The 8,037-nt window shown below is 73.9% G+C and carries 6 protein-coding genes and 1 pseudogene; 5 read left to right on the top strand and 2 right to left on the bottom strand.

Going from position 1 to position 8,037, the window contains the following annotated elements; all coding sequences use genetic code 11:
- The coding region (locus IE225_RS13435) for a type I polyketide synthase (RefSeq protein ID WP_190057697.1) at window positions 1–2,114 on the bottom strand (2,114 nt) is incomplete at its 3' end.
- 521 nt (window positions 2,115–2,635) lie between these two features.
- Between IE225_RS13435 and IE225_RS13430 the strand changes: the two genes are divergently transcribed.
- Genes IE225_RS13430 through IE225_RS13415 form a run of 4 tightly spaced genes read left to right on the top strand, consistent with a single transcriptional unit; the run spans window position 2,636 to window position 6,734 of the window.
- Window positions 2,636–4,021: an NDP-hexose 2,3-dehydratase family protein gene (locus IE225_RS13430; protein ID WP_190057696.1), complete on the top strand. Its 1,386-nt coding sequence runs from the start codon at window positions 2,636–2,638 to the stop codon at window positions 4,019–4,021.
- Between the two features lie 38 nt (window positions 4,022–4,059).
- Window positions 4,060–5,199: a Gfo/Idh/MocA family protein gene (locus IE225_RS13425; protein ID WP_229879497.1), complete on the top strand. Its 1,140-nt coding sequence runs from the start codon at window positions 4,060–4,062 to the stop codon at window positions 5,197–5,199.
- A 59-nt stretch (window positions 5,200–5,258) separates the two neighbouring features.
- Window positions 5,259–5,876, top strand: coding sequence for a TetR/AcrR family transcriptional regulator (locus IE225_RS13420; RefSeq protein ID WP_190057694.1), 618 nt, complete (start codon window positions 5,259–5,261; stop codon window positions 5,874–5,876).
- Window positions 5,877–5,918: 42 nt separating this feature from the next.
- Window positions 5,919–6,734: a VC0807 family protein gene (locus IE225_RS13415; RefSeq protein ID WP_190057693.1), complete on the top strand. Its 816-nt coding sequence runs from the start codon at window positions 5,919–5,921 to the stop codon at window positions 6,732–6,734.
- Window positions 6,735–6,800: 66 nt separating this feature from the next.
- Here the strand turns inward: IE225_RS13415 and IE225_RS13410 are convergent, their stop codons facing one another.
- Window positions 6,801–7,223, bottom strand: a complete 423-nt coding sequence (locus tag IE225_RS13410; RefSeq protein WP_190057692.1) for a secondary thiamine-phosphate synthase enzyme YjbQ — start codon at window positions 7,221–7,223, stop codon at window positions 6,801–6,803.
- A 410-nt stretch (window positions 7,224–7,633) separates the two neighbouring features.
- Between IE225_RS13410 and IE225_RS13405 the strand changes: the two are divergent.
- Window positions 7,634–8,005: pseudogene (locus IE225_RS13405) on the top strand (LLM class flavin-dependent oxidoreductase); the annotation flags it as partial.
- Window positions 8,006–8,037 lie beyond the last annotated feature (32 nt).

Below are 8,037 nucleotides of genomic sequence, written 5' to 3'. Positions count from 1 at the left end.
ACCACCACCGACGCGGGCCCGTTGACCGCGGCCACCGCGATGCGCCCCGCCCACCGGGCGATCAGCTCCTCCGCATCCGCCCGGGACAACGCCAGGGACACCATCCCGCCGCGCCCGGCAATCCGCCTGATCGCCCGGCTGCGCAGCGCCACCACCCGCGCCGCATCCTCCAACGACAGCGCCCCCGCCACACACGCCGCGGCGATCTCCCCCTGCGAATGGCCCACCACCGCCGCCGGACGCACCCCGTGCGCCTCCCACAGCGCCGCCAGCGACACCATCACCGCCCACAGCACCGGCTGCACCACATCCACCCGCTCCAGCCCAGGCGCACCCTCCCCGCCCCGCACCACCTCCACCAGCGACCAGTCCACAAACGGAGCCAGCGCCGCCCCGCACGCCGCGAACCGCTCCGCGAACACCGGCGAGGAATCCAGCAGCTCGACCGCCATGCCCGCCCACTGGCTGCCCTGCCCCGGAAACACGAACACCGGCCGGGAGACGTCGCCGGTCACGGGGGCCGCCGGGACGGCCGCCTCGAGGCCGTGCAGCAGTTCCCCGGTACCCGTGCCGACGGCGACGGCGCGGTGTTCGAAGTGGGTGCGGGTGGTGAGCAGGGACCAGCCGACGTTGACCGGGTCGGCGGTGCCGTGGGCGGTGTGGGCGGCGAGGCGCTCGGTCTGGGCGCGCAGTGCGGCGGGGGTGCGGGCGGACAGCAGCCAGGGCACGACGGGACGGTTGTGCGCGGTGTCACGCGGGGTGTCCCCGGCGGCTTCGCCACCGGCGGGGACGGGTGCCTGGGCCAGGACGAGGTGGGCGTTGGTGCCGCCCATGCCGAAGGACGACACGCCCGCGAGCAGGGGGCGGCCGGGGTCCGCGGGCGTCCACTCGGCGGGCTGCGTCTGGACGTGGAGGCCGAGCCGGTCGAGGTCGATGCCGGGGTGGGGGGTGGTGTGGTGGAGGGTGGGGACGAGGCGTTCGTGGGACAGGCAGAGCACCACCTTCAGCAGGCCCGCGATGCCGGCGGCGCCTTCCAGGTGGCCGATGTTGGTCTTGACCGAGCCGACGGCGAGCGGTGCGGTGCGGCCGGCGGCGGTGCCGAGGACGGCGCCGAGGGCGGCGGCCTCGACGGGGTCGCCGACGCGTGTGCCGGTGCCGTGGAGCTCGACGTATCCGATGTGGGCGGGGTCGACGCCCGCGCGGGTGCAGGCGGTGCGCAGGACGGCGGCCTGAGCGTCGGCGTCGGGGGTGGTGAGGCTGCTGCTGGCGCCGTCGTTGTTGACGGCGCCGCCCAGGATGACGGCGTGGACGCGGTCGCCGTCGGCGAGGGCGGCGGAGAGGGGCTTGAGGACGACGAGGGCGGCGCCCTCGCCGCGTACGAAGCCGTCGGCGCGGGCGTCGAAGGTGTGGCACCGGCCGCTGGGGCTGAGGGCGCCGAACTCGGCCGCGGCCCGGGTGCTGTCCGGTGTGAGGTTGAGGTGGACGCCGCCGGCGAGGGCGAGGTCGCACTCGCCGGAGCGCAGCCGTTCGCAGGCGAGTTGGACGGCGACGAGGGAGGAGGACTGGGCGGTGTCGACGGTGAGGCTGGGGCCGGTGACGCCGAGGACGTAGGAGAGGCGGTTGGCGATGAGGGCCCGGTTGAGGCCGGTCATGGTGTGATGCCCCACGGCGCCGTGCCGGTGGACGAGTTCGGCGTAGTCGCCGGCGGTGGCGCCGATGACGACGGCCGTGTTGCGTGGGGCGCGGCCGGCGGGGATGCCGGCGTGTTCCATTGCCTCCCAGCCCAGTTCCAGGACGAGCCGGGCCTGGGGGTCCATGGCGTCGGCCTCGCGTGGGGAGATGCCGAAGAAGGCGGCGTCGAAGTCGCCCGGCGCGTCGAGGAAGCCGCCGCGGTGCGGGGCGGTGTCGCCGCCCGGGGTCGGGTAGCCGTCCTCGGGGGCGCCGGCGCGGCGGTCCGGCGGGGTGTCGGTGATGGCGCTGCGGCCCTCGGCGAGCAGGTTCCAGAAGGCGGTCGGGCCGTCGGCTCCGGGCAGCCGGCACGCGAGGCCGACGACGGCCACGGGCTCGCCGGCCTGGGCGGGGGTCGGGGCGTCCGCGGGTACCGGCTCGTTCATGGATGGCACTCCAAAACACCGAAGCGACGGGGGGAACAGCCCTCACGGTCGCACGGGGTGCCGTGCGCTCAGCGCTCCTGCCTGCTGCTTTAGGGGAATTCCTAGCGCGCGGACAGGCGCCGCCCACGGGAGCGGGGGCCACACGCCGAAGCGGACCACGCAGCTCGGTCGGCCACACGCCGAAGCGGACCACCCAGCACGGCCGACCACATGTCGAAGCGGACCACCCAGCACAACCGGTCACACGCCGAAGCGGACCACCCAGCACAACCGGTCACACGCCGAAGCGGGCGCGCGCGATAACGGGAAGATCGTCCGCGGGGCAAGGGAACGAGTCTAGGCGTCTGCCTGAATTCCTCGGGGCAGGCTGGTCAGGGCGGCTGCTGCACGGTGTGCGCTCCTGCGTCTCGCCTCGCTCCGTGCCGCGGTGACCGCGGTCCGCGCCGCCGTCCCTAGGTGATCGTGCAGTCCCGGAATGCACAGTGCCGGGAATCCCGGAAGGTGAACGAAGGCGGAATGCGATGACCGCGATCGACCTGGAGCTGCCGCCGCGCGCCGCGTGGCCGGGCAGTGTGGCCCGGCTGGCGGCCTCGGCCGCCGCGGTCGACGGCGGGGTGATGAGCACCGCGGAGCTGCTGGCGTGGCTCGACGACCGGCGGCGCGCCCAGGCGCAGCGGGTGGAGCGGGTACCGTTCGCCGCGCTGAAGGGCTGGGGATTCGATCCGCGCAGCGGTGACCTGCGGCATGCCAGCGGCCGTTTCTTCTCGGTGCACGGCCTGCGAATCCGCTCGGACTTCGGCCCGGTCGCCGAGTGGTGCCAGCCCATCATCCGGCAGCCGGAGATCGGCATTCTCGGCATCGCGGTGCGCGACTTCGACGGCGTGCCGCACCTGCTGATGCAGGCGAAGTCGGAGCCGGGCAACGTCAACGGCGTGCAACTGTCCCCCACCGTCCAGGCGACCAAGAGCAACTACACGCGGGTGCACGGCGGTTCGGTCGTGCCCTATCTGGAGCACTTCCTGCGTCCGGCGCCCGGGTCGGTGATCTCGGACGTGCTGCAGTCCGAGCAGGGCGCGTGGTTCCTGCACAAGCGCAACCGCAACATGATCGTGGAGGTCGGCCAGGAGGTGGAAGCCGACGAGGACTTCGCCTGGCTGACGCTGGGTCAGGTCCATCTGCTGCTGCGGCAGGACAACATCGTCAACATGGACTCGCGCACCGTGCTGTCCTGTCTGCCCGACTGGCGGCAGCCGGAGGGCGGGGCGGGCTGGGACCGGGCGCTGCACGCCGACCGGGAGATCCGCAGCTGGATCACGCGGCGGCGGACGGAGCACGAGATCGAGGTGACGCCGATCGGCCTGGACCGGACCGAGGGCTGGTACCGCACCGAGGACGAGGTGGCCCACGAGAAGGGGCTGTACTTCCGGGTGGTGGGTGTCGACGTCTCCTCCGGCCGGCGCGAGGTGCCCGCCTGGTCCCAGCCACTGCTGGAGCCCCGGCACACCGGTGTCACCGCCCTGTTCGTGCGCCAGGTCGACGGGGTGCCGCACGTGTTGCTGCGGGCCCGCGCGGAACCCGGGTTCCTCGACGTCGTGGAGCTCGGCCCGACCGTGCAGTGCGTGCCGGAGAACTACGCGCACCTGCCCGAGGCGGACCAGCCGCCGTACCTGGCGGAGGCGCTGGCCCGCCGGGGCGACGCCCGGTACGACGTGCTGCTGTCGGAGGAGGGCGGGCGGTTCCTGCACGCCCAGAGCCACTACCTGATCATCGAGGTGCCGAGCGACTTCCCGGCCGTCTCGGACGAGTTCCGTTGGGTGACGCCATGTCAGTTGGACGAACTTCTGCGCTACAGCCACCATGTGAACGTGCAGGCCAGGACGCTGCTCGCGGCACTGCGGGCACTGTGAGCGGCGCTGCGGGCACTGTGAGCGGCGCTGCGGGCACTGTGAGCGCTACCGCGGACGCTGAATCCGGCCCCACGAACACCGTGCCCGGCGCCGCGGCCCGCCCGGTGCGGCTGGCGGCGCTGGGCACGTCGTCGATCGCGTGGCGGCGGACGCTGCCCACGGCGGTGCGCACCCCCGAGGTGGAGCTCGTGGCGGTCGCGGGCCGCTCACCGGACCGCGCGGCCCGGTTCGCGGACGCGTTCGGCTGTGCACCGGAGCCGGACTACGAGGCGCTGCTGGAGCGGCCCGACGTGGAGGCGGTGTACGTCTCCACGGCCACGGCCCTGCACCACGTGTGGGCGGAGCGGGCGCTGCTCGCCGGCAAGCACGTGCTGGTGGAGAAGCCGATCGGGACGACGGCCGAGGAGGCGCGCCGGCTGTGCGCCCTGGCCGAGGAGCGCGGGCTGGTGCTGCGGGAGAACTTCATGTTCCTGCACCACCCGCAGCACGCGCACGCCGCCCGGCTGGTGCGCGAGGGCCGGCTGGGCCGGCTGAGCGCCTTCCGGGCGTCGTTCTGCATCCCGCCGCTGCCCGCCGACGACATCCGCTACGACCCGGGGCTGGGCGGTGGCGCCCTGCTCGACGTGGGCGTGTACCCGCTGCGGGCCGCGGCCCTGCTGCTGGGGCCCGGTCTGCGGGTCGCCGGCGCGACCCTGCGCGTGCGCGCGTCCGACGGGCTGGACCTGTCCGGGCAGGCGCTGCTGGTCTCGCCCTCCGGGGTGCTGACCGAGGTCGCCTTCGGTTTCGAGCACGCCTACGGGTCGTCGTACACGCTGTGGGGCGACCGGGCCCGGCTGACGGTGACCCGCGCGTTCACCCCGCCGCCGGCCCATCCGCCGCTGCTGGTGCTGGAGGAACAGGACCACGAGGAGCGGTTCACCCTGCCCGCGGCGGACCAGCTCCAAGGCAGCCTGCGCGGCTTCGCCGAGGCCGTGCGCGCGGGCGGCGGTCCGGGCGAGGCGGAGTGGCGCCGGGAGGCCGTCGCGCTGATGCGGTACGTCGAGGCGGTGCGCGAGCAGGCCGTGCGGCATCCCGTGGAGACCGGGGAGGCCGGTGACACCGGGAACTCCAGAGACACTGGGGACATCAGAGACACCGGAGACACCGGGGACGGCGGCCCGGACGGCGACCGCGCGTGACCAAGACCCTGACCCCCGATCCCGCCCGCACGTCGTGACCATGTGAAGTGCCGAGCCTGATGACCAGAGAGCAGAAAACCGCCTCCCGCACCTTCACCCAGCAGGCACGGAGGGCTCAGATCGTCCAGGCGGCCATCGAGACGGTGGCCGAAGTGGGCTACTCCCATGCCTCGTTGCAGCGCATCGCCAGACACGCGGGGCTGAGCAGTACGGGCATGATCTCGTACCACTTCGCCGGCAAGCCGGAACTCATCACCGAGGTCGTCGACACCATCTTCCGGACGCTGCGGGAGACCGTCGCGCAGCACGTCGGCCGGGAGACGACGTACCGCGGCAAACTCGGCGCCTACATCCGCTCGCACGTCGACTTCATCGCCCGCCGTCCTCAGTACACGCTGGCCCTGATGGACCTCGTGGCGACGCTGCGCCACGACCGCATCGAGGGGCTGGAGGACCTGAAGGAACGGGCCCTGTCCGTGGCCGAGCTCGTGGACCTGCTGGACGGCGGCCGGCGGGCCGGTGAGTTCGGCTGCTTCGACTCCGTCACCGTCGCCCTCACCATCCGCGGCGCGATCCACAGCCTGTTGTGCCACCGGATGCTGGATGTGAACCTCGACCTGGACCGCTGCGGACGGGAGCTGGTCGCCGCCGTCGACCGCTGCACTCAGCCCGTGTGACCACACCCGCCCCGACTCCCCCAACCCCGTCAGGAGCCCGCCTTGTCCAGCCCCTCCTCCCCCCGGGAAGTGCCGGACCCGCCCGCCCCGGACCACCCGGCCGACGGCCCCGACGGCCCCGACGGCCCCGACGGCCCCACCGACACCACCGGCACCGCCGGCCACGACCGGGCGGACGGCTCACGGTCCCCGCGCTGGGGCTTCGCCCTGACCGTCCTGTGCGACGTGGCCCTCCCGGTCGCCCTGTACTACCTGCTGCGCGGCGCCGGACTCGGCGAGCTCTCCGCCCTCCTGATCAGCGGCTCGGCGCCCGCCGCGCACACCGTGTACTCCGCCGTACGGCACCGCAGGCTGGACGCCGTCGGCGCCTTCACCCTCACCGTCCTCGCGGTCAGCGCGGTCGGTTCGCTCCTCGCCGACAGCCCGCGCCTGGCCCTGGCACGCAACGGCGTGTTCACCGGCCTGGCCGGGGTGTGGTTCCTGATCACCCTCGTCACCTCCCGCCCCTTCACCTACCAGGCCGTGCTCTCCCTGCTGCCCGGCCGCACCGCCCGGCTGGAGCGGGTGTGGCAGGCCGACGCCGGCTTCCGGCGCGTCTGGCGCGGCCTGACCCTGCTGTGGGGCGTGGGGATGCTCCTGGACGCCGTACTGCGCGTCGTCATGGCCTATTCGCTGCCGGTCGACTCCGTCCCCGCCCTCGACGGCGCCCTGTACGCGGTCACCTGGATCGCGCTGCAGATCGTCACGCAGATCACCTTGTACCGCACCGGGACGATGGCCCAGATCCTCGGCCGGCGCACCGGCGACCGAACCAGCGGGACGACGGCCGCGGAACCGGACCCGGGCCAGGGCGGCTGAGGCGGTACGCCCCCGCGGGACCGCACGGCCCTTCGGTGGCCGGCCCCGGCGCGGGAGCGATCCCGCTCACCCCAGGAAGCTCAGCCGCACCTTCCGCTCGGGGTTGTCCTTGTTGGTGTCGACCAGGCACACCGACTGCCAGGTGCCCAGTTCCAGCCGTCCGTCGAGGACGGGGAGCGTCGCATGGGGCGGGACGAGGGCGGGCAGGACATGGTCGCGGCCGTGACCGGGGCTGCCGTGGCGGTGCTGCCAGCGGTCGTCGGCGGGCAGCAGGGTGTGCAGGGCGGACAGCAGGTCGTCGTCGCTGCCGGCGCCGGTCTCGATGACGGCGATGCCGGCGGTGGCGTGCGGGACGAAGACGTTGAGCAGGCCGTCGCGGCCGGCCGCGACCTCCCGCAGGAACGCCTCGCAGTCCCGGGTGAGGTCGACGACCGTCTCGGACGTGCCGGTGGTGAGGTGCAGTACGCGGGTCGTGAAGGCATCGGACATGCCATCATCCTGGCCCATGCGCCGGTTTTCACACGTCACCGACCGCTCGTGACGTGGTACGGGAGGTCCACCGTGCGAGACACCTGTTGATCTTGGTGGCGCCGCCTGGCCACTTTCACCGCATGTTGCGTTCAGCCCTGCTCACCACGCGCGGTCACATCGACCTGCTGCGGATGGCCTCCGCCGCGTGTCACCGCGGCCGCCGACGCCTCCCCACCCCGTCTTTCCGGCGCTCTCCGTGGGCCCTCCGAGGTCCCGCGCGCTTCGTACGCCCCGTACACCTCGTGCCGCGCGTCCGGCGCCGGCCGGGCCGCCGGTCCGCCTGACCCGCTGATCCCGGCGGTCCTCCGGGCACCCGCGTCCGCCGGTCCTACGCGTCCTCCTCGTCCATCGCATTCGTTACGCCCGTCGCGGCGGACACGGTCGTCGCGGCGCAGGCGGCGCTCGGGCGCGGCGAGTCGGTGGGCCGGCAGCGGATGCCGGCGCTGCACGGCGGCTCCCGGGACCGCCTGGAGATCCACCCCAACCTGTGGGCGGGCGCCGGCCTGATGCGCGGCGGCGCGGGCACGGCCCTGGTCGGCAGCCACGCCGAGGTGGCCGACCGGATCGAGGAGTACCACGCGCTCGGGGTCGAGCACTTCGTGCTCTCCGGCCATCCGCACCTGAAGGAGGCGTACTGGGTCCGGGGAGGGCGTGGTGCCCGAGCCGGCGGCCCGCGGGCTGCTCGCCGCCCGCCCGGAGGCGGCGCCGGCGTGCCGCTGCCGGCCGCGGGCGGGCGCTGAACGGACGGGAAGACCCGCGGCCCCGGCGTGGT

The sequence above is a fragment of the Streptomyces echinoruber genome (assembly GCF_014651135.1).
GTDB classification, from domain to species: domain Bacteria; phylum Actinomycetota; class Actinomycetes; order Streptomycetales; family Streptomycetaceae; genus Streptomyces; species Streptomyces echinoruber.
Note: the sequence above shows the minus strand (reverse complement) of the source record. Positions and strands in the feature narration are given on the sequence as shown.